This is a genomic window from Arthrobacter sp. B6, from assembly GCF_001663775.1.
Classification (GTDB): Bacteria; Actinomycetota; Actinomycetes; order Actinomycetales; family Micrococcaceae; genus Arthrobacter.
Genome location: NZ_KV467169.1, coordinates 1,170,918 through 1,192,313, shown reverse-complemented (window position 1 = coordinate 1,192,313; position 21,396 = coordinate 1,170,918). Strand labels below are relative to the sequence as shown.

The window sequence follows — 21,396 nt, the reverse complement described above, 5'->3', positions numbered from 1 at the left end:
GATGGAAAAACAAGATGTCACTCGATTAAGTCATCGAGATCAGCGGCTAAACTGCACCAGTACTGGCGAAAACAGCCTTGAATGTCTTAAACAAAATTACGAGGTCACCCATAAGCGACCAATTTTCGACGTAGTAGAGGTCCAGTCGGATGCTCTCCTCCCAAGTGAGGTTGGACCGTCCGCTCACCTGCCATAGTCCGCTCATGCCAGGGCTTACGTACAAGCGGCGATGGGCTATGTCGTCATAGAGTGCAACTTCGCCGGCCCGTTGCGGCCGCGGTCCGACCAAGCTCATGCTGCCGCCCAAGACGTTAAGAAGTTGAGGCAGTTCATCGAGTGAAAACTTCCTTAGAATCTGCCCCAACGGAGTTATTCGAGGGTCGTTCTCCACTTTGAACAAGGGAGAATTCGCTGATCCTTGCGCTTCAAGCAACTTTTGGAGCTCCGTATCGGCGTTTACCCTCATAGATCGGAACTTCAGCATGTTGAACGTGGAGCCACGCAGTCCTATTCGTTCCTGTCTGTAGAACACGGGTCCGGGGTCCGTCAGCTTCACTAGCATGGCCAATATTGCAAATGCCGGGGAGAGTAGGACGAGTAGAAGACTGGAAACGGCAATGTCGAAAGCACGCTTGGCGACTTTTTTTCCGCCAGTTAATTTGGGCGTTGAAACATGTATGAGCGGCAGCCCGGCAACCGGCTGAGTGTGGATACGAGGCCCTGCGACATCAGTGAGGGCTGGCGCAAGTATCATACCGATATCACGCGCCGCTAGTTCCCACCCGAGTCGACGAAGATCCTTAGGGTGCATATTTACACCTGCAGAAACCGCGACGGCGTCTACATTGCTTTCCAAAATGACGACAAGAATTGACTCGAAGTCGGCCTCAGTCCCGGTCACGGGTACCGACAGTCCGGAAATGACATCTGGGCTCAGCGAGGCCCCAGGCAGGTGTGCTGCCACGGGTAAGTATCCCGCTGCCGGTGCGCTCTGAAGAGACTTGGTAAGGTGCGCCGCGGAGTGAGGGCCTCCAATAATCAGGACGCGGGAACTGCTTCGGCCGTGTTTCCGCTCCAGACTCAGGTGCTGACGCACAAGCCAACGCCCCGCCAAGAGGCCGGCTACACCTGCGGGGAAGGCAAGTCCGACGAACCCTCTTGCTGTGTCGATGCGAAGGGCATAAGAAATTATCGCCACAAAGCCAAAGAGCCACGCAGACGCTGCCAGGACGCGCTTGTACTCTTCGGACCCGGATCCCAGGATCTTTGCCTCTCTGGAACCCCATACCGTGAGAATTAGCCACCAACTGACTGCCAAAGCTGCGGCTAGGACAAGATAGTCGACATCGCGTACATTTCCGTTGCTTAGGTCTGCGAAGCCAAATCTCACACCAAAGGCTCCCGCTACGGCCCAGATAACGACTAAAGCATCAACAACCTTGAGCCGTCTTGTGTACTTCCGGCGCCACCTAGAATCGTCGGCCTTTGCCGTTACCTCCAGCGGTTTGACTGTCATCTTGTCATTCCCCAATACCAATTTCTCCCACCCTGAAATACCGCCCAAGCAACTTCTTCATTAGTTCCATCCGACACTTCTTAGAATCACGCCGGAAGGGGTAAATCCTGCGACAGGTACTTAGCAGCGGCCGACCGTGCGAGCACTTTATGACTTCGGATACACGCCACAATCCGCCACCCGTGGTCTGGCAACTCGCAGGGTCGGGTCACCGTCCAAGGAGGGAAGACCGAAATACCACTAAAGACACCAAAGTAGCAAGATGGACTCGGTGTTCACTCAACTTGCCCCCAATGTTGCGAAAGATCCCCACCAACTTGAAGTGGATAGGCCGTATAGGCTCGGCGGTTATCTTACAGCCAATTCTACTTCGGCCATACGTTGCGGCTTCGAGCTTCAAACACTGGCTGTCACAGTCGATGGATTCTGCTTACACGACGACGGTGGGTCACTCGGGGGAAGGCGCGAGAGCGGTTTGGCCGCGAAAACCTTAAGGATCGCTCGGGCGGAAGCCTCACACTAGAGCCACCGAGTGCTTAGTCTTCGATGCCGGAGCCTGAGATGTGTGCGTCTTCCTGGCAATGGGTAGACTATAGCGTGCAGCAAGAACGGTCGCTGGGGGCCTGATCGAAAGCCGTTGCATTCGCCATGACGCGACCCCACCCGAGTTCTGAAGCATTGCGTCAACACTGAATTTTGGAAGTAAGGGGCATGTGCCATGGGCATTCAAAAAAGCGTCGCTTTACGCTGGTCAGTCATTACAGTCTCGTACAACAGCGCGTCTGTACTTGCAGACCACTGGGCTGCTGACGTTCCCGACGATGTCGAATGGATCGTCGTGGACAACTGCTCCACCGACTCAAGCGTAGACACAGCTCAAAGCTTGGGAGCCAAGGTGATAAAGCTCCCACGAAATGCAGGCTTCTCGACCGCCAACAATGTAGGCCTCACCTCTGCTGCCGGGAAATACGTCGCATTTGTTAATCCCGACGTACGAGTTGACTGGCAGAGCCTGACGAAGCTAGAAGAGCTAATCGATAAAACCGGCGGGATTGTGTCGCCACAGCTGCTCAATCCCGACGGGTCGACTCAACCAAACGGCCGTGGCGCTCCAAGTCTTCTGAGCAAGGTTAGGAACCGTCTTGGTAGAGGGGCTGTTGATGGTTATCAAGTGATAGCAGACAAAGGGCAATTGAAGTATGTCGCGTGGCTGATTGGAGCCGTTGTTGCGGCGCGATCAGAGACTTTCGTCCGCATAGGAGCTTGGGACGAAAGCTACTTCCTCTATTACGAGGATAAGGATCTTTCACTTCGTGCTTGGCGAAACCAGGTGCCCGTTCTGCTAGCCGGCGACGTCAACTGGAGCCACTCGTGGGCCCGCGCCACAAAGCATTTCGCATGGGCGCCATGGAAGCGAGAATTTGCCTCTGCTTTCTGTTTCTACCGCAGAGAGCCAAAGCTGTTGTTTACAACATCACCCAGCAAACGTAATCGCCTTGGGTTCTCGTTGAGCGGTACCGAGTTCGATGGTAGTCGGACCTTAGCTAAGGACTTGGTAAAGTGAAAGTAGTATTTGCTCTTCGTGCTGATGCATTAACGAAGCCCGGAGGAGACAGCAAGAAAGTCGATAGATACAGACAAGGCCTGACAGAACTGGGCTGGGATTCAGAAGTTGTTACTTCTGCTCGCGATCTGGCAAAGACACCTTCCGACTTGGTGCATTTGATGAACTTGGATACTCCTCGGGAGAACCTTCATTACGCCAAGATAGCTAGTCGTTCGAAGCGTCCGTTCGTAATCTCGACCATTCGTCATCCCTTTGATGGAATGAAATCTATGTATTCCTACGGTGACGATAAGTTTTATAAACAGCTGAGGCGGGTAGGGGTCCAGGCAGAAGTCGGCATTGGCTTCCGGGAACAGGTTAAGCTCCTGAAGCAAAATAATATAATGGCCGCCTCTATTCCCGGCCGCTACAGGGCATTGCAACAAAGGTTAGTTCGCGACGCTGCCACCGTGTTCCCTATGGCTTCGGGGGAGTCAGAGGCTCTATCACGAGATTTCAATGGCCAAACGCCTGCCAAGATTATTCGTAATGGGTTCTCTTTCTCGCCTGTGGAAACCGGCACTGCCACTAAGGAATTTGACATCATCAGCGTCGGCCGCGTTGAGCCGCGCAAAAACTCCCTTGCCTTGGCTAAAGCAGCATCAAGTACTGGCTTAAAGACTGCCTTCGTGGGCTCCCTAAACGACAATCACCGGGCGTATGCCAATGAGTTCTTAGCAACAGTTGCTGCCAACGAAAATTTGACCTACCTCGGATCCAAGGGCCATCAGGAAATCATGGCAATCCTGCAACTATCACATGCGTATATTAATCCGGCTTGGTTTGAAGTTGTTTCGCAGGCGGATGTTGAAGCGGCCTGCATGGGCCTGCGAATAGCGTCCACTCAACACAGCTACCTGGAAGATGCTCTGGGCTCGGATGTCATTCGATTTGATCCACAAGAGTTACTCCGGGCTGACGCTGGTGATCGGCTTCGACGCATATATGACTCGGCCACAGTAGTTTCGCGTGTCGCCAGCCGTGACTGGAAAGAGTGTTCCATTGAGTTGGACAAAGCGTACCGACAAGTCGTGAGTTCCGTCTGGTGAGTGCAGTTTCCGCGGTTGTCGCAAATTGGAAATTGGATTCGCGTTTCCATTACCAGAACTCCGGCCGAAGTGTGCCTAGCGGGTTGAAATTCATCGTCACTCTTGTCAACCCTTCGCTCGTCGCGGTTAGTCTATTCAGGATCAGTGCCAATTCAAGCGGTGTATTGCACGTTTTTTGCCGATGGCTCACATTGTCGTTGTTTTCAAGTGATGTTTCGACTGGAGTAACCTTTGAAGGCGCGGTTGAATGTCCGCACCCCACAGGCATTGTCCTCGGGCGTAGCGTGAGAATTGGCGCCGATGCGCGCATTTTTCAGAATGTGACTCTAGGATCGTCTCGCAACGGCGATTACCCGGTTATTGGGCGGAATGTTACTATTTATAGTGGTGCAGTGGTGGCTGGCAACCTCACGATTGGGGATGACGCTGTCGTTGGGGCTAATTGTGTTGTGACGAAATCAGTTTCTACTTCTGAAGTCGTTCGATTTGGCTAAATTTGTTCGGGCCGCGCAAGCGATGACCTTCGCTGGCGTAACGTTCCTGGGCGTATACCTGGTGCTGTTCTTGCCGGCTATTATGGGCGCAAGCAATGGACTAATCCTGTTTATAGCTGCCCTCACGGTCGGTGTCCAAGCGGCGCAGTCCAGCGTAATCCAAGTCGGCCGTCAACCTAATCTGGATCTTGCAAAGAATGCCACATTCATGGCCGCATCTGCGGTCGCACTCTCGGTTTTGTCCGTGGTGGTTTCTGCAGACCCCCTACTCGATGCAGTCATCGCTACGATTTCAGGCGCAATATTAGGCATCACCCTAGGGCGTTCCGGGCTCATTGTGCTGGGGGGCAAGGGAGGAACGGCATATCAGTATTTTCAAGCTGTGAGGTCTCTTGGTCTAGTTGCGGCAGCTGTAGCGAGTGTTGGCGCTGAGAAGCTCATTCCTGAGGCCGCTCCTGTCGTGGCTACGACGGCCATTGCTGCGTTATCATTCTTCAGTCCTCGAGTGGGTAGGCGCCGATTAGGGTATTCGAGGCCTGAATTCCTCACAGGTCACGCGGCTTGGTCTGTGCTACTTGGCCTATTGGCCTCTTTGTTTTATCGGAACGATGTTAACTGGGTCCGCACTGCGGTTGCTGGTGCTCCTGAGTTCCTACTGTGGCATTATTCATTGATTGCTTATGGTGCCGTGCAAGGAGCCGTGGGCTTTCTGGTGGTTCAATTAATTTTCTCTCGTCGACAAGAATGGCGTGCACGCGTTCTTCGCTTGGCTGCTCAACTGGGGATACAGTTTTTATTTTTATGGGCCGCATTGGTCGTGGTTGCAGCGATAGCCGCTCCCCAATTGCACATTATCTTTTCTGTGGCGCTGTGCGCACTCTTGGCTGCCATCGTGGGCTTTATGTCGGGCCTAGCACATGTGGTGGAACTGAACTGGGTTCCCTATATAGCAGGCGTGTTGGGCGCTTCTTTGCTGTCTTTGTCACTTATGCTGCAAATTGACGCACGCCTGGCGATCGTTCTCGAGAATGCAGTAATTGGGACGATCATTATTGTTTTTATCCTAGTATTCCGGAGACGTACGTGCAATTCCTACAAGTAGTCCTAGTTTGTGTGATTGTGGCCGGTGCACTACAAGTCGGCCTGTGGATCCGAAACGCTAAGTACATTGCCGCGATCTTCGGGAGTGTCTACATAGTTGTTTATCTCGTAGACGTTCTAAATATATCTATGAGTGAAAGCACGTACATAGCTGCCTCTGTGGGACGACGAAGCGCTTCTGAAGGTGCCGTCTCGACTGCAATAGTGGCCGTTATAGTGACCTGGATTCTCTTTTCGCTAAGTGTCCAAGCAATTATCCGTCGCCAAGACCAGCGTGGGGCGCCAGTGACGGTAGTGCGAACGCATCGGTTCAGCCTGATGGTGTTCGTTCTTCTCTCGATAATATTCGGCGGTGCCGTCCTTTCAAAGATACTTACGGTGGGAATTGCTGAAACTCTGCAACTTAGGCAAGCAGTTTTTTCGGACAACTTTCTTGTGCTTCTAGGTTATTTCATCCTGCCAGTCCTAGTTTCTCTGGGGCTATGCCATGCCGTGCAGACCAAGGGCATGAAAGCCTTGCTGATGTGGATCCTAGTTTTAGGACTACTTGGTGTGACTGCTTTGACTGGGAGCCGCTCTGGGTTATTTTTGGGTGCGGTACTTCCGGTCTTGGCGCTGTACGCGAAGAAGATTGCGGCCTCAACGCAGTCTGTTGGAAGGGACATGCAGCGACTGCTCCTAACAGTTGCCTTGATTGCGGTTCCTGTCCTAGGCGGAGGTTTCTACTTGGCCAACACGCGGGGACTGGTCGAGAGCGGCTCTGTCTTGAACGGTACCGATATCAGTCAAGCAGATGTCCTAGTAGATCTAATCTCTGCTGAAGCAGGTGGAGTCGGCGGGGGATCGAGTTACTTGGCATCACTGACTTCTGCACTTCCCAGAAGCCTATGGCCGGACAAGCCCCTTCCCGGTAACGTTTTAAGTAGCATCCTGTTGACTCCTGACCGTTATTACACCACGGGTGCAGAGACCACGGCGGGCTTGCTCGGCGAGGCTTACATAAACGCAGGACACTTTGCCCCAGCAGTCGCGGCCTTTTTGATGCTCGCGTTTTTGCTTGTTTGCTCAAAGTTCCTAGATTCGGCAAATGATATTACCTGGATGTTGGGAGTCATTCTTCTGGTTCGGGGATTGAATCTTCTCAGGGGGGATATGACGAATGTGATAGTTCCCGCCACGGCTGCGATCTTAGTGTGGGTTATGCTACACCGGAAGAATCGCGAAAATTTTCTAGAAGGATCTCCCCCTATGACCGTGCGATCTTGAAGATGTGACCATAGCCTGGCCGTGCCGCTCGATCCGCTGCCGGGAAGAACTGGTCAAATGGCTTAGGCCTTCGTGAATAACGGCTTTTCGTGTCCATGATGAAGCAATTCGCAGCCTTGAAAGTCGCAGGGCTTCAAATCGGGCTGCGCGGCTTGTTCGACTAAGGCCGGCAGGCGCTCTTTTGAGGTGCCGCGTCGACAATGGATTCGGTGGTGAGCAGCTTCGGAACTGCCTTTTGAGAGCCAGGCGGCTTGCGGCCTCCCAGTGGCGTCGTCGGTCGCGGATACGGCGGTGAGCCTGGTCCGGGCCCCTGCGGAGTCAGTTGGCGATTCTCCTAGAATGGCCGCTCTTCACGGTTTCGTCGGGAATTGGATCCCTGGAATGAGCGTCATGCCGCCGTCCGGACGGCACTTCTCAAGAGAATATCCGATTTGTAATTGGCGGCGTTTCGGTACCCGCGGGCGGTTCGCTCGATGTTCTTGATCGCCGTGTTGTTGGCTCTCCGTGGTTCGTGGTGAAACGGATTCCGTGTCTTGAAAGCTGAAGGGCTCGTAGCCCTGCTGTGATGGATGTTCTCTACGCATTCATCAAGAGTCAGGAGCTACGAGCCTTGATCGAGCCTACTTCCCCGCGCCCCGATGCTGCCACCGCCATTTTCAACCTGCCCGACTACCGCGTCACCGACACTGAGATCCGCTCATTCGGACAGCGGCGGGTCAGCGTCGAAGCCACTGTCGAGTCCGGCTGCCCCGCCTGTGGTGTGATCAGCACCCGCGTGCATTCCCGCCGCCCACAACGTCTGCGCGACATCCCTGTCGCCGGCCCGGTCGAAGTGATCTGGGCCAAACGGAGATTCTTCTGCGATGAGTACCTTTGCCCGCGGCGGACATTCACGGAGGAAACAAATCAGGTCCCGCGCCGCGCCCGATCCACTCGCCGGCTCCGCGATGCCCTGGTGGCCGCCGTGATCGGTTCCGGACGGGCAGCCGCGGAGGCGGCCTCCTCGTTCGGTGTCTCGTGGTGGCTGGTCCAGCAGGCTCTGGATTCCGCGGCACTGACACTGCCTGACGTCGATGCCCTGGCACCGCGGATGCTCGGCATCGATGAACACCGCTACCGTTCCGTGCGGTTCTTCCGCGACCCAGCCACCAAAGCCTGGAAACGCTACGAACCCTGGATGACCATCGTCGATCTGGACACCGGACAGGTGCTCGGGATCGTGGACGGTCGCGACAGCGAAGGCGTCGGCGACTGGCTGTTCGCCCGGCCCCTTCAATGGCGCCTGGGCATGCAGGTCGTCGCGATCGACCCGTCAGCGGCGTTCCGCAAGGCCCTGCGAATGTGGCTCCCGCGCACCGCGGTCACGGTCGACGCGTTCCACCTGGTCAAGCTCGGAAACGACATGCTCACCGAAGTCCGGCAACGACTCACCCAGCAGGTCCATGGCCGCCGGGGACGCTCCATCGACCCGGTCTGGGCCAACCGGCGCCTGCTCCTGCGGGCCGGCGACACACTCTCAGACCGGGCACGGAACAGGCTCAACACCGTGTTCGCCACCGACGACGCCACCGGAAAACTGCAGGCAGCCTGGCTGGTCAAAGAACAGCTCCGGACACTGCTCGCCACCGGATCCCTCGCCGACGCGGCCGCCGCGAAAGACCGCATGCAGACCCTAGTAGGACAAGCCTCCCAGCCCGAAACCCACCGGCTCTGGCGCAGCATCTGCCGATGGTGGAAAGAAATCGAAGTTCTCATTGTCATCGGCGCGACCACGGCGAAAGTTGAAGCAAACAACACAGCGATCAAGCACATAAAAAGGACAGGCCGGGGATTCACCGACCCACGCAACTACAAAACGCGTATCCTGTTGCGTAGTGCCGCCAGAACTGCGGCATGAACATTCATCACGGCAGAAATTTCGCCACGAACCGTGAAGAGCCGTCTACGAGCAGGATCCGCAGCCGGCTCGTCGAGCGGGCGCGGCGCGGCAGCTGGGGCGTGGATTCAAAGAACGACAGCCGGTCGCACGCTACTTCTTCGAAGTACCAGCGGTATTTGGACCGGAGCAGGTTGAAAAGGATGGTGGCAGCGTCGGCGGCGACCCCGGTAGGCTCGTTCAAAGGCTCGTGCTCCTGTTCCAGGTTGAATGCTAGACACACTCATCCCAGCAGGGCCACGGGCCCCTTTGTCTTCAACGACACGAACTCAATTCCCCATCAACCACGAAGAGCCCGAAAAGCCGCGTTGCCTGACGTCATGTCCCACGCACCTCGGTTGCTGGCAGCAGTTGCGATCTTGTTGGATCACATGAGTAGAACTTTCGCCCTCACGCCGATCCTTCATGCACGCCAAATGATCCTGGGGTGGTGACTCCGGCGATACCGGGGTCACCACCAGGATCACTGATTCCCGTGGAAGTTAGCTAAGTAGAGTTCTTACCCAGTCAAGCTGGGCTGCAATGCCTTTTTCGATTGAGATGGTGGGCGACCATGCGAGGTCCTGAGTTATGCGTTCCGTTGAACCGCCTGTGCGCCAAACGTCCCCTGCAACTGCTTCAGTGCGGTTCACGCGAAGGGGGGATTCTACGAGGCCTTCTATGATCTCAAGAACGTCAATCATCGAAACGTTACTGCCGCCAGCCACATTGTAAACTGTGCCAGGTTCAGTGTCGCTCAGAGCGGCCTTTATGTTTGCTTCTACGACATCAGCGATGAATGTAAAATCACGTATTTGGCCACCAGACCCATAAAGGGGAATTTCTTCTCCCAATTCGGCCGCTTTCAAAAATCGTGTAAATGCCATGTCGGGGCGTTGTCCCGGACCGTAAACAGTAAAATAGCGGAGGGAAGTTGTGGGAACCCCAAAATTACTTGCATAAAGTGAGCAGAGGTGCTCTGCGGCAAGCTTCGTAACCCCATAAGGGCTTACGGGCTGAGGACGGTCAAGTTCTGTCGTGGGATAACGCTCGGCATTCCCGTAGACCGAGGAAGAAGAAGCATAGACTAGGCGTTTGAGTGTCTTGGATCCTTTGGCTGCTTCCAAAAGTTTTTGTGTTGCCTGTACGTTTTCGCGGGTATATATTTCGAAATCGGTACCCCAAGACTTTCGGACTCCAGGCTGACCTGCTTCGTGAAATATAAGCTCGACGTCCTGAACCACCGTAGTCAGGTCGACTTCATTAAGGTCCCGCTCGACAAATTCGAAACCACTGACTTCGTTTCGTTTTACATTAGCGGCCTTGAGGTCTCGGTCGTAATAGTCAGTGAAGGAATCAATGCCTACGACTTCGTGACCATCCGCAAGCAGCCTTTTGACTATGGAACTGCCGATGAATCCAGCAGCGCCCGTTACTAGTGCCTTCATTCTAATCCTTGTGTTAGTTGTTCCCCCGCGAATAAGCGAAGCTTCGTATTGAAAGAAGTCTAAAGCTGGGAATTTGTATCGATGCGATTTGCCGGATAAGTACTTGGCGTCGACGCTCTAGTGCCATAAATCGCGCGCTCGAATTCCCCTGCGGAATCGTCGCCGCTGTCGGATGATGCAGCGCGCATCCGTTTTTCAAGCTGGGGGGGTACGGCCGCTGTGCGAAGGCTGTTTTGAGAAACCTCGTCCTTCGAATTATGACTGTAATAGCTGTACGAGTAGGAGTCGGGACCTTTGGTCGGAAGACGATTCAAAATGATGCCGAGTAGATTGGATCCGACCATCTTTAGGGCGTTAAGCGACTTCTCGAGGTCCTGGTGCTTCAGCTTGTGAGACCCGACGACTACGACAACGCCACCGACGTGCTGCGACAAAACGGCTGCGTCTGTAACGGGCAAAAGCGGTGGCGCATCGATAATGATGCTGTCGAAGCTCGCTTCCAACCGTTCTATCAAGCTCGCCATCTCATTGGACCCAAGAAGTTCACTGGGATTCGGAGGTATCTGGCCAGAAGTCAGGACGTACATATTGTCGTCGCCCCAGGGCTGAAGCAGATCGTTCACGTCTGCAACCCCGACAAGAGCAGTTGTGAGGCCCGCGTTACGATCGAGGCCCAAGTATTCGTTCACCATGGGTCGGCGGAGGTCCGCATCGACGAGGCACACTGCTTGGCCAGCTTGTGCCAAGGCAATTGCGAGGTTCGTAGCTGATGTGCTCTTACCTTCACCAGGTAATGAAGAGGTGACAAGGACTGTTTTCGCCCGGCCTGAAATGTCTGCGAACTGGAGATTTGTCCTGAGTTGGCGAAAGGATTCAGCACGTGGACTCTGCGAAGCAGCCTGGGTAAGCAAAGGCTTCTTTACTGCTTCTGGGTCGAATGTGATTCCGCCCAGTAGTGGCGCATCGGTTATGCGTCGCAGGTCGGCCTCTCCCCGAATCCGGTTGTCCATTGTAGAACGAAGAACGCTTACAGCCATACCTGCCGCAAGTCCAAGGACAAGGCCCAGTAAAAGATATAGACGCGTGTTAGGCGCAGAAGGCGCCTCAGGAGCAACGGCTGGAGTAATGACTGACAAAGCTACAGGACTTGTGCCGCCGTTCTTGGGTTTTTCAAGAGCATCAATGGCATCAACCAGACTGTTGGCAACAGCTTGCGCGATAGCTGCTGCTTGTACTGGCGACTGATCGTCGACCGAAATGTTGATCAGGACAGTGTTTAGGTCAGTGGTCGCTTTTACCCGCGTTGCGAGGTCTTGGGCCGTTGTATTCAGGCCGAGGGCATCAATTGCCGGTTGCAGGACCACCGGAGATCCGACGGTCTTAACGTAGGACTGAACTCTCGCTTGGCTGAAAGTGTTACCCTGCTGAAGCTCTTGAACAGAGCCGCTACTTTGGATAGCTACAAACAATTGTGTTTCAGCGGTATAGGTCGGCTTCGAAAGGACTGCAGCGCCGCCTCCGATAAGAAGCCCAATCAGCGTGGCGGCTGCGATAGCTATCCAATGGCGGCGCAGGATGCGCAGGTACTCACGTAAGTCCAAACCGGGGTCCCCCTGTGTCGATTACTGGGGGCAGCCACGAGGATGCCACCAGAACGGCAATATTCGTGCGGTCCCGCCAATTGTACCCGTGTATGGCAGTGAACTTTCGGTCGATGCTTAATGAATTCGCTTGGAACAACGGCCGGTCTGTGAAGTTCTGCGTCCTGCCTTCAAAACCGACACGACTGGGCCGCACAGTGTGGGGATCGTCCTGTCGGTGACTTCACGATGGGTGGCGAGCGTGAATAACAAGCGGACTTATGTCAGACGGTTCCATCTTAGAAGTTGGGGCAGCGCGTTCAAAGAGAGGCGTTCCCGCGGCCCCACGAGCGTTTGGTGAAACCGTCCAAGGTATGTAGACCTCACTGCTGTAGGAAGTTCACAGTGCTCGGATACGGGATTCCAGGTCGGATGAAGCCGATTGAGGATACCGCGACGGCGTAGGCTCACTTGGATCACGGCGATTGGTCAAGAACCTAATCTACGGCCGCTGGCCGTGAGTTTGCATCCACATGTGATGGAGGTGTAGCGACTTTTGACGAAGGCTTGTGTTATCGGTGATGCTGGCGCGTTCCGAAAGCCATGGCGGTTGAGAGGAATGGTGCCTCCTAAGTGGGTTGTGTGACGCCAGCTGTTCCGGGACAAAAGCTGATGCCCGCTAGCATGGGGTACAGGTCTCTAACGGGGGAAAAATGACGAAAACTTTGCTGCGCAATCGCCGTGCCCGAACGCCGAAGCCGGAACAGCTGAAAAAGCATTCGGCGCGCCTTGACATTCAAGGGCTCCGGGCCGTTGCTGTCTTAGCTGTTATTGCCGACCATCTCTTCCACTGGCCTTCCGGCGGATTCGTAGGCGTGGATGTGTTCTTCGTGATATCGGGCTTCCTTATCACAGGGCTTCTACTGCGGGAGCACCGCAGAACAGGTCGAATATCCTTCCAGGATTTCTATCGCCGAAGGGCGCGACGAATCCTCCCTTTGGCAACTCTGGTGCTACTTGTCACGGTTGCGGCGTCCTACATGGTATTCAACATCGGACGGACAAAAGTCATAGCTGAGGACGCATTATGGTCCCTGCTTTTCGGCGCTAACTGGCATTTCGCCATAATCGGGACCGATTACATGAACGTGGGAGCGGCCATTTCTCCCGTTCAGCACTTTTGGTCACTGGCGGTTGAAGAACAGTTCTACGTCGTTTGGCCATGGCTCATAGTGGTGGTCCTTGGATTCGCTGCAACTCGTCGGAGCTGGGATAGGGCGAAATCCATGCTGATCGTTGGGCTTGCGATGTTCGCGGTCACTGCGCTCTCCTTCGTATTCGCAGTATGGGAGACGAGTGCGTCGCCCACAGTCTCCTACTTCTCTACATTTTCTCGTGCATGGGAGCTTGGGTTCGGCGCACTGTTAGCCCTGGTGGCTGGAGCTCTAGCCAGGATCCCCACGCTCGTACGCCCTCTGCTGGCATACATGGGACTGGGGGGCATCGCCTATTCGCTCTTTTGGATAAACCCGTCGACACCTTTCCCTGGACCATGGGCAATCCTTCCTGTTTTTGCAACCGGTCTTGTCATTGCGGCGGGCTGCGGGGGCGAGCGCAAATATATTGGACTCATCACTAACCCGATCGCCAGTTACGTGGGAGACATCTCATATTCGCTTTACCTTTGGCACTTTCCCATCATTGTCATTGGCGCGGCCCTCCTACCCGCTGGGACCTTATTCAACGTCCTGGCTCTGATTGCTGTATTCATTGTCTCTTCAGTCTCCTATCACCTCCTCGAAGACCCCATTAGACGGTCGACTTGGCTGGAACCAAGGAGCGTGAAGCGGACCAAAGAGCCAATTAAGGTAAGTCCTCTGCCGTATCTGGCTCTTTTGTTGATGGTGACCGTGGCGGTCGTGGGCGGGGCATTGTGGAACGACGCCGCTATGCGCCAGCCCATCCCGGCTGCCGAGCGCGTTCCGGTTAAGCCCCTGGCCTTGTCCGGTAGCGGCGAAGCGTCCGCCATAGACACGCAAACGGCAAAGGTGGCCGCTGCTGCTGCCGTCAGGGACTGGCCCTCCCTAAATCCCAAGCCCGAGAACTTGGGGCCTGACGCTAAGGTGCCTGAATGGGTAAGGGACGGTTGCCTCGCTCTGGAGCGAGGGTCGCAACCGGACCCCATGGAAAACGCCGCTAGATGCTCGTATGGCTCTCCTGAGTCAGCGAAGACGGCAGTCATCATGGGCGACTCCATGGCAATCAGTTACGCCCCCGGAATTCGTGCCGCTTTGGAGCCGCTCGGCTACAGGGTGCTCGTGTACACCATGCAGCAGTGCCCCGCGGTCGCTGTAACCATGGCAAACGACGACGGCTCGGCACATCCGCAGTGCGATCCGTTTAGGTCCTGGGCGGTAGATCAAGTCGCAGCCCTTAAACCCGACGTCGTCTTCATGACGAGCTCAGTTGGCGCCAGTGGTACCCTCGCTAGCGGAGCCAAGGGCCGGCAAGCAATCGAAGAATGGAAAGCCGGTGCGCTCAAGACCTTTACGGAGCTTGGCCGCGGAGCGAAAAGTGTGGTTGTCCTTGATCCACCACCAGGGGGCAAGAACCTTCAGGAGTGCATGACTCTAGTTAGTAAACCCGCGGACTGTGTTAGCGCAACCGATGAACGGTATGCAGACATACTTAGGGCAACGAGCGAAGCCGCATTCGCTTCTGCGGCCACCCCGGCCATTCAGATCGTAAGCACCAAGTCGTGGTTCTGCACCGCGCACAACGTGTGCCCGTCATTCATCGGTTCTACACCTGTCTATGCCGATACAGGCCATTTGACAGAAGGCATGTCGACAGCCTTGGGTCCGGTGATTGTGGAGGCCCTTCAGTTGGGGCCCACAAGTTGACAGAAGGATCTGATCTCCTCTCCGGGGGGACAAGGGCCCCGATTGAGGAGTATCTCGCCACCTTCTCCGGCCAACCCATTGCCGTCGCGGCGGTGTCGCCTGTCCCGTTCAGGCTAAAGTACTCAGCCAGAAACTAGGCGGGCCCGTCGTCGTCGTTGCCGCGATAATGGAGACGCACCCGTGGGAGGTGCAGGCCGCGGTGGTGTTGCTGACAGGGTAGTTCCAGATTGCAATCGTCAAATGGACGCGTTGCCTAAAGTTTGCTGTTGTTCTTCTCGGGCCGATCGAAGCGCCTGGTTCTCCTCGGTGAGAGCGGCTATTTGCTGGTACAGATCACCTATGAGGGCGAGTATTGCTGTGGGATTCATCCGATCAGTCCTAGTGTCATGAGCTTCGAGCGGAGGTCATTGACGAGAGCCTGCGTACTCGCCGCATCGGTTGCTGCGTTAGGGGTGCCACTGGGGCGGGCGATTGGCGTTGTGCCATAAAACGCCAGCTTCTGTATTGTCGTCGCCCCGATCATCGTGCCCGCTGTGGTTCCGAACGACAGTGCCTTGCCATCGCCCACTGTGACCGAGCTTGAGCCGAGAGTGAGCATGGTTCCGCCTGCGGTTTGCATCTCAATCGAGGTGCCAGCGGCGACGGTGGGTGTGCCATTCTGCCCGAATACGGCTTGCCCGCTGGAGTTGATGCTCGCGACGAGACTCTTCGTGATGCCGTCCGGCTTATAGCCACGGATCTGAGCGCCGTTGTTCAGGTCTACGTTCCCACCGAAACGTGCAGCGGCTGCGGTTGGGACAGAACCATGGGGGCTATGGACGTACAGTCCCTGCACCGTGTAATCGCGGATTTCAATGCCCGTTTCGAGCATTGAGGATTCGCCCTCTGCCATCCACCCGGAAGCGTACCCGCCCACTTGGACGCCCTTGCGCCAGCCAGGCGCGTCGACCCCGCCAGCGCGGGACTTGCCGACGACAGCAACACCAATGTCGTTCGGGTAGGTTTCGGCCAAGTCGTGGCCTGCGCCACTGGCAGCCGGGCCGCTGCCACGCTTCGTGACAGCGGCGAAGCCCACCGAAGGGCCTTCCACGGGCCTACCGTTGTAGTAGTTGTTCAGGAACAGGGTCACTCCGGTAAGCAGTTGCGGCTGCACACCGCCCAACGGGCTATGTGCGCCCAGGTCGGCAACCCACACCTTGCCGTTGGCTGGCTTGATACTGGACCCCATTCGGACCACGCCGAAGAACGCTCCGTGCTCGTTCCCGTTATCCGCTGTGCCAATCACATCAACTATGGAAGCAACGCCCAGGTTTGAACCGCGGGCGTTGACGCTAGCGGAGCCATGCTGGATTCGGGCACGGACGGCCTGCGTAACTATTGTTGTTGGCGTTGCTGTAGCTTCGGTGTTCCGATTCTCCAGGGTTGCGTCGAAAGCCCGGTGCGTGCTCACACCAACCGGCAGTGCCAACGCCTGCCGGATCACCTGCTGTCGCCCACTGAAAAGGTTCTCTCCGGACTTTGTGGGGAAAAACTTGCTTCCCTCAGTCACGATCGTGGCAGAAAAATCAGGAAGTTGAGCAGGAAGGATCTTCGCGTTGGCATCCAGGCTTGCCACGCCCGAAGGGGAGCCTTTTTCCGCGACGGGGACATATGTGTTCGGTGCGGGCTTGTCGCCAGGAGCAGCATGTGCGCTGTTGGCAGCAACAACTGACATTGCGGACGCGCCAGTAATTGCAGTCACGAAGGTTCCCAAGCGGAGAAGCCCGCGGCGCTTTACACCGGTATTGCTCTGCGATGGGGCCTGATCACTTTTCACAATTTCGCTAGCCATATCCAGAAGCTATTTGCCGGAAGGCATATAAACCACAGTGGAGGTTACGCGACTTAACGCCAAGTGGGTACTCGGCTGGGATACCTACTACTTAGGACTCCGCAGACGCGCAAGAATTGAGGCGTGGCGTAGCCTCACCATAAGTACTGCTATGAACAAATTCGGACAGCTATCGTTCGACACTGCCCGCCCCGATATCGCGGACACTACACGTCCCGGAATCTCAAGCCCCATGAGTCGAATGGAGGCCATGCGGAACTGTGGCCTTCCGCCGAGTCCGTCCCACTTCAGCACCTCGGTTTCGCGGTCTCTCGTCAAACAGCAGAAGCGCTGCCCGCTGGGCGGCCTTCGCGACGTCATCTATGCATCACCCGCAAATGCGTGGACGCTAGGCTTCCTGTGCCAAGTATCGAAAGGAATACAACTGTACCGCGGTATCGCCAGATCCATCACGGCGTTGGCTCAGTAACTGCAGCGTGCTGGCGGCTCCACGTGATTGCCGGCAACCAGGTCCCGAACGTCTCAGACTCACTAATGGCCGCCGAATACTTGGAGATCCGCAAGCTCATCTCCGGTTATTACTCGCTTGCATTGAATCACTGCGGCACTGGCTTGCCTCTCGGCTATCGGCCGCCAACTCATCGCCGCGTACCACGCCGTTGTGTGCGTGACGGCGACCTGGTCACGCTGGTCATGGTCAAGCCGAACACGCGTCGTGCCTCCAGGGAGATCGATGCCGCGATCATGGCGAGTATCAGTAGTCCCTCACACCGTTTGACGGTTGCTCCGGCTTTTCGGACTTGATCCCACGACAATGTGGATGAGGCCGCATGTTCGCGTTCGGGGCCGGACAATTGCCCAACGGAGTAGCTTCGGTCGAAACTAGCCTGTCCAAGAGCAGAGTCTTCATCATTCGCTACCATGTCTGCATGAGAGCATCCGAGGCATACCGACGATACAACGATGAGACCGACCGGCTGATTGGGATGCTGCTGCAGAAAGAACGGGAGCTTGCGGAGAGGGTCGCAGCCGAACCGGGCGGTGCCGCGGCCATCAAAGACCGCTCCGTGCTAGTACACAGCAACGAAGATTTACGGTCCGCCGCTGCGGCCGTTCTTGCGGCCCGCAAAGCTCTGGGCGAGCATTCCCAACAGTCCACGCACTTCGTACGCAACTACAAGATCCTCGACCTGGAAAGCGGAGAGGAACTCGATAGCTTCACGGTCGATCACGAACTCGCGCCGTGGAATGCTTCAAAGCGAATGAAAGAAAAGCAGATCAGCCGGTACGATTTGCAGGAGCAGTTGCCTGACGGGACTTGGGTGCCCTACTTCCCGCCAAGCGCTGAGCCGTAGGCAGGACGTAGATATAAGCAGCTGCGACACTGGTGGCCCTTGCCTTGGTCATGCAGGGCAAAGACGGGTCCGGTAGTACTTCAGGTGGACCGCTGACGTACCGCTATGTAGACGCCCCCGAGAGGTGCTGTGGGAGCAGCAATCGACTTCAAGCACTTCCGGCACGTACAAGAGAGCGCTATTGGCTTCGTGGGCGGTGTCAGACCCGTCGGCCGTAAGCGTCATTTGGTGCCCTTTGGAGTGCTGGGCCAGATACGACTCCAGAGGTGTTGGGGGTGGGCTCGTAGGCTGTGCCAACAACGAGATCGACGCGGGCGATACTGGAGGCAGCAGTATGCCGCATGATCGAAAACCCGGTGCCAGACCTACCGCGTATCCACATCCTCAAACACCAGAAAAGTCTGCGTATCCAGCACTCCCGGCATGGACTGCAGCTGGTCAAAGATTACCCGCCTCAGGTCTATGTTGTCCACGGCGCGGACCAGCAGGATCACATCGAAGTCGCCGCCCACCAGCGCGATATGGTGAACCTCCGGGATCGCACGAAGCTGCTCCCGAAGTTCCCGCCATGAATGCTGGCTCACCTTCAAGGTCACGTAGGCAGATGACCGCAGCCCGGCCTTGATGGGATCAACCAGCGCCGTGAACTTCGTCAGAACACCGTCTCCAGTAAGCCTGGCGATCCGTGTGTAGGCGTGCGCCCGGGAGATATGGACGTTTTCCGCCACCTGGGTGACAGACATGCGGCCGTCCCTGGTCAGTTCCGAGATGATCTTGCGGTCAATCTCGTCCAGGGGTGCAGGTTCCGTATTCGTATCCGATGCTGCCATTCTGTCCACTGCCCCTGCCGTATCCTGCATCACAATTGCAATTCGTCTTCCAGAGTAGGCCCAAGGGCCGTACTTCTCCAGAATTTTGAAAGAGGCTGGATACGAAACCTCTCACGGGACGATACTGGGGATGAATAGTGGCTACAGAAGGACGGACCAATGACGATCTCCGCAGACCACACTGCACCGGACCAGGCCAGCAAGGCGCCTGTTGAGGACGCCCTCTCCGAAGCCGCAAAAAAGTTCGGCATCACGGCTGAGGACTACATGCTCCCGGCCCGCCACCAGATCCAAATGGTGGACCCGGACGGCCGGCTCAAACCAGAAGGCGAGCAGGGCACAGAACCCGGCCACGAGTACCCTTTGCCCGGCGATGACGAACTGATGGCCGCCTACGAGCAGCTCGTCGTCGGACGCCGGGTCAACGACCAGAACTCGGCGCTCGTCCGGCAGGGACGCATGGCCGTGTACCCCTCCAGTCACGGCCAGGAAGCCTGCCAGGTGGCGGCTGCCCTTTGCCTTTCAGAGGGCGACTGGATGTTCCCCACCTACCGCGATGCTGTCGCCGTCATGGCGCGTGGCGTTGATCCGGTTCAGGCGATGACGATCTTCCGTGGCGACTGGCACAGCGGGTTTGACCCCCATGAGCACAAGGTTGGAATCCAGTGCACGCCGCTCACCACGCAGCTGCTTCACGCCGTCGGCGTCGCCCACGCAGCCAAGCTCCGTGGCGAAAGCACTGTGGTGCTGGCCATGTGCGGAGACGGCGCCACCAGCGAAGGCGACTTCCACGAGGCCCTGAACTTCGCGGCGGTCTTCCACCTGCCCGTGATCTTCTTCGTCCAGAACAACAAGTACGCCATCTCGGTGCCGCTGTCACACCAGTCTGTGGCGCCGTCGCTCGCCCACAAAGCGGTGGGCTACGGCATGGCCGGCGAACGCGTGGACGGCAACGACGTTGTGGCGCTCCTCGCGGTCCTGGACCGGGCCGTCAAACTGGCCCGGGAAGGTTCGGGCCCCCTGCTGGTCGAAGCCAACACCTACCGCATGCAGGCACACACCAACGCCGACGACGACACCCGCTACCGGGAGAACAGCGAAGTTGCCGAATGGCGGGCAAAGGATCCGGTCAACCGGATGCGCACCTACCTCACGGACCGCGGCCTGCTGGACGACGACGTCGAGTCGCGGACCCTTGAGAAGGCGGAGGCGGTTGCAACCCAGCTGCGTGACGGCCTCAGCGAGGATGTACCCGTGGACCCGCAGGAACTCTTCCGCCACGTCTTCGCCAAGCCCACGCCCCAGCTGAAGGAACAGTCCGCCATGCTTGCCGACGAACTCGCCCGCGACGCATCATCACAGAATTCAGGATCACAGGAGGCCGGCAAGTGAGCCCCACCGTCACTACCTCGTCCGAAGCAAACGGCAACGTCAGCGCCGCCACCGCCCGGGCAGCTGCCTCGGCCGCCGCCACCGCCGAAGCGGCCGGCCCGCAGCCTGTCACCATGGCCAAGGCCCTCAACACCGCGCTGGCTGATGCCATGCACGCAGATCCTTCTGTTCTGGTGTTCGGTGAGGACGTGGGGATGCTGGGTGGGGTCTTCCGCATCACGGACGGGCTCACTGCCACCTTTGGCGAGCAGCGCTGCTTTGACACGCCGCTTGCCGAGTCCGGCATCGTGGGCATGGCCGTGGGCATGGCCATCAACGGGATGCGCCCGGTGATCGAGATGCAGTTCGACGCCTTCGCCTATCCGGCATTCGAGCAGATCGTCAGCCACGTGGCCAAGATGCACAACCGCACCAAGGGTGCCGTGAAACTGCCGATGGTGATCAGGGTTCCGTACGCCGGCGGCATTGGGGGAGTGGAGCACCACTGCGACTCCTCCGAGTCCTACTACGCCCACACTGCCGGCCTGAAGGTGTTCACGCCCGCCACCGTGGCGGACGCTTACCGGATGCTCCGCGAGGCCATCGACTCCGACGACCCCGTGATGTTTATGGAGCCCAAGAAGCTCTACTGGTCCAAGGACCAGGTGGACCTGGACGAGCTGCGTTCCCAGCACTCAGCCAACGCCAAGGCGGGCAAATCCTCGGAAGGCCGTGCCGCCGTCGCCCGTCCCGGCACCGACGCCACGCTGATCGCCTACGGGCCCTCTGTCCCGACTGCGCTCGCCGCCGCCGAGGCGGCTGCAGCGGAAGGGCGCTCGCTGGAAGTCATTGACGTGCGCACCATCGTCCCGTTCGACGACGAGACGGTCAGCGCTTCGGTCCGCAAGACCGGCCGGGCCGTGGTGATCGCCGAAGCGCACGGCTTTGCCTCCGTGTCCTCCGAAATCGTGGCCCGGGTCCAGGAACGCTGCTTCCACCACCTGGCAGCCCCCATCCGCCGCGTCACCGGATTCGACATCCCCTATCCGGCTCCAAAGCTTGAGAAGTACTACCTGCCCGGCGTGGACCGTATCCTCGACGCCGTCGACGACCTGCAGTGGGAGAACTGAC

The 21,396-nt window shown here is 57.1% G+C and carries 17 protein-coding genes; 11 read left to right on the top strand and 6 right to left on the bottom strand.

Going from position 1 to position 21,396, the window contains the following annotated elements; all coding sequences use genetic code 11:
• Nucleotides 1–46: 46 nt before the first annotated feature.
• On the bottom strand, nucleotides 47–1,516 hold the full coding sequence (locus tag AU175_RS20190) for a sugar transferase (protein ID WP_066294558.1): 1,470 nt from the start codon (nucleotides 1,514–1,516) through the stop codon (nucleotides 47–49).
• A gap of 718 nt (nucleotides 1,517–2,234) precedes the next feature.
• On the opposite strand from AU175_RS20190, the gene AU175_RS21515 reads away from it, so the two are divergent.
• From AU175_RS21515 to AU175_RS20170, 6 genes are all read left to right on the top strand, one after another.
• Entirely contained in the window at nucleotides 2,235–3,080 is an 846-nt protein-coding gene (locus tag AU175_RS21515; protein ID WP_082979304.1) for a glycosyltransferase, read from the top strand.
• Nucleotides 3,077–4,171 carry a glycosyltransferase gene (locus tag AU175_RS20185; protein ID WP_156642502.1) on the top strand — a complete coding sequence of 365 codons (1,095 nt, stop codon included), beginning with the start codon at nucleotides 3,077–3,079 and terminating at the stop codon, nucleotides 4,169–4,171. The genes AU175_RS21515 and AU175_RS20185 overlap by 4 nt, the downstream gene beginning before the upstream one ends.
• On the top strand, nucleotides 4,168–4,665 hold the full coding sequence (locus AU175_RS22835) for a serine O-acetyltransferase (protein WP_442855357.1): 498 nt from the start codon (nucleotides 4,168–4,170) through the stop codon (nucleotides 4,663–4,665). The genes AU175_RS20185 and AU175_RS22835 overlap by 4 nt, the downstream gene beginning before the upstream one ends.
• Entirely contained in the window at nucleotides 4,658–5,767 is a 1,110-nt protein-coding gene (locus AU175_RS21895; protein WP_156642500.1) for a hypothetical protein, read from the top strand. Before AU175_RS22835 ends, AU175_RS21895 begins: the two co-directional genes overlap by 8 nt.
• The gene (locus tag AU175_RS20175; RefSeq protein WP_231938665.1) at nucleotides 5,749–7,032 is read left to right on the top strand and encodes a hypothetical protein; all 1,284 of its coding nucleotides are present in this window, start codon (nucleotides 5,749–5,751) and stop codon (nucleotides 7,030–7,032) included. Before AU175_RS21895 ends, AU175_RS20175 begins: the two co-directional genes overlap by 19 nt.
• Nucleotides 7,033–7,642: 610 nt before the next feature.
• Nucleotides 7,643–8,929, top strand: coding sequence for an ISL3 family transposase (locus AU175_RS20170; RefSeq protein WP_066293816.1), 1,287 nt, complete (start codon nucleotides 7,643–7,645; stop codon nucleotides 8,927–8,929).
• Nucleotides 8,930–8,936: 7 nt separating this feature from the next.
• Here the strand turns inward: AU175_RS20170 and AU175_RS20165 are convergent, their stop codons facing one another.
• The 3 genes from AU175_RS20165 to AU175_RS20155 all read right to left on the bottom strand — a co-directional run bounded on the left by AU175_RS20165 (nucleotide 8,937) and on the right by AU175_RS20155 (nucleotide 11,996).
• Nucleotides 8,937–9,152 (bottom strand): hypothetical protein, encoded by a 216-nt coding sequence (locus tag AU175_RS20165; protein WP_066293811.1) that lies wholly within the window; start codon nucleotides 9,150–9,152, stop codon nucleotides 8,937–8,939.
• A gap of 298 nt (nucleotides 9,153–9,450) precedes the next feature.
• Nucleotides 9,451–10,395 carry an NAD-dependent epimerase/dehydratase family protein gene (locus AU175_RS21505; protein WP_082979302.1) on the bottom strand — a complete coding sequence of 315 codons (945 nt, stop codon included), beginning with the start codon at nucleotides 10,393–10,395 and terminating at the stop codon, nucleotides 9,451–9,453.
• Between the two features lie 59 nt (nucleotides 10,396–10,454).
• Nucleotides 10,455–11,996, bottom strand: coding sequence for a polysaccharide biosynthesis tyrosine autokinase (locus tag AU175_RS20155; RefSeq protein WP_066293805.1), 1,542 nt, complete (start codon nucleotides 11,994–11,996; stop codon nucleotides 10,455–10,457).
• A gap of 692 nt (nucleotides 11,997–12,688) precedes the next feature.
• Here AU175_RS20155 and AU175_RS20150 point away from each other — a divergent pair.
• Complete coding sequence (locus AU175_RS20150) at nucleotides 12,689–14,878, top strand: acyltransferase family protein (RefSeq protein WP_066293802.1); 2,190 nt, start codon at nucleotides 12,689–12,691, stop codon at nucleotides 14,876–14,878.
• Between the two features lie 364 nt (nucleotides 14,879–15,242).
• Here AU175_RS20150 and AU175_RS20145 read toward each other — a convergent pair whose 3' ends face one another.
• Nucleotides 15,243–16,619, bottom strand: coding sequence for a hypothetical protein (locus AU175_RS20145; RefSeq protein WP_156642496.1), 1,377 nt, complete (start codon nucleotides 16,617–16,619; stop codon nucleotides 15,243–15,245).
• Between the two features lie 624 nt (nucleotides 16,620–17,243).
• On the opposite strand from AU175_RS20145, the gene AU175_RS22075 reads away from it, so the two are divergent.
• The gene (locus AU175_RS22075; RefSeq protein WP_197497183.1) at nucleotides 17,244–17,513 is read left to right on the top strand and encodes a hypothetical protein; all 270 of its coding nucleotides are present in this window, start codon (nucleotides 17,244–17,246) and stop codon (nucleotides 17,511–17,513) included.
• Nucleotides 17,514–17,638: 125 nt separating this feature from the next.
• Complete coding sequence (locus AU175_RS20140) at nucleotides 17,639–18,064, top strand: hypothetical protein (protein ID WP_156642494.1); 426 nt, start codon at nucleotides 17,639–17,641, stop codon at nucleotides 18,062–18,064.
• A gap of 365 nt (nucleotides 18,065–18,429) precedes the next feature.
• Here the strand turns inward: AU175_RS20140 and AU175_RS20135 are convergent, their stop codons facing one another.
• Nucleotides 18,430–18,894, bottom strand: coding sequence for an Lrp/AsnC family transcriptional regulator (locus AU175_RS20135; RefSeq protein WP_066294552.1), 465 nt, complete (start codon nucleotides 18,892–18,894; stop codon nucleotides 18,430–18,432).
• 159 nt (nucleotides 18,895–19,053) lie between these two features.
• Here AU175_RS20135 and pdhA point away from each other — a divergent pair, with 159 nt between their 5' ends.
• Nucleotides 19,054–20,286, top strand: a complete 1,233-nt coding sequence (gene pdhA / locus AU175_RS20130; RefSeq protein ID WP_066293792.1) for a pyruvate dehydrogenase (acetyl-transferring) E1 component subunit alpha — start codon at nucleotides 19,054–19,056, stop codon at nucleotides 20,284–20,286.
• The gene (locus AU175_RS20125; protein WP_066293790.1) at nucleotides 20,283–21,395 is read left to right on the top strand and encodes an alpha-ketoacid dehydrogenase subunit beta; all 1,113 of its coding nucleotides are present in this window, start codon (nucleotides 20,283–20,285) and stop codon (nucleotides 21,393–21,395) included. The genes pdhA and AU175_RS20125 overlap by 4 nt, the downstream gene beginning before the upstream one ends.
• The last annotated feature ends 1 nt before the right edge of the window (nucleotide 21,396 follow it).

Coding starts and splice junctions, on each gene's coding strand:
- AU175_RS20190 (WP_066294558.1), bottom strand. CDS start 1,516: ATGACAGTCAAACCGCTGGAGGTAACGGCAAAGGCCGACGATTCTAGG.
- AU175_RS21515 (WP_082979304.1), top strand. CDS start 2,235: ATGGGCATTCAAAAAAGCGTCGCTTTACGCTGGTCAGTCATTACAGTC.
- AU175_RS21505 (WP_082979302.1), bottom strand. CDS start 10,395: ATGAAGGCACTAGTAACGGGCGCTGCTGGATTCATCGGCAGTTCCATA.
- AU175_RS20150 (WP_066293802.1), top strand. CDS start 12,689: ATGACGAAAACTTTGCTGCGCAATCGCCGTGCCCGAACGCCGAAGCCG.
- AU175_RS22075 (WP_197497183.1), top strand. CDS start 17,244: ATGGCCGCCGAATACTTGGAGATCCGCAAGCTCATCTCCGGTTATTAC.
- AU175_RS20140 (WP_156642494.1), top strand. CDS start 17,639: ATGAGAGCATCCGAGGCATACCGACGATACAACGATGAGACCGACCGG.
- AU175_RS20135 (WP_066294552.1), bottom strand. CDS start 18,894: ATGGCAGCATCGGATACGAATACGGAACCTGCACCCCTGGACGAGATT.
- pdhA (WP_066293792.1), top strand. CDS start 19,054: ATGACGATCTCCGCAGACCACACTGCACCGGACCAGGCCAGCAAGGCG.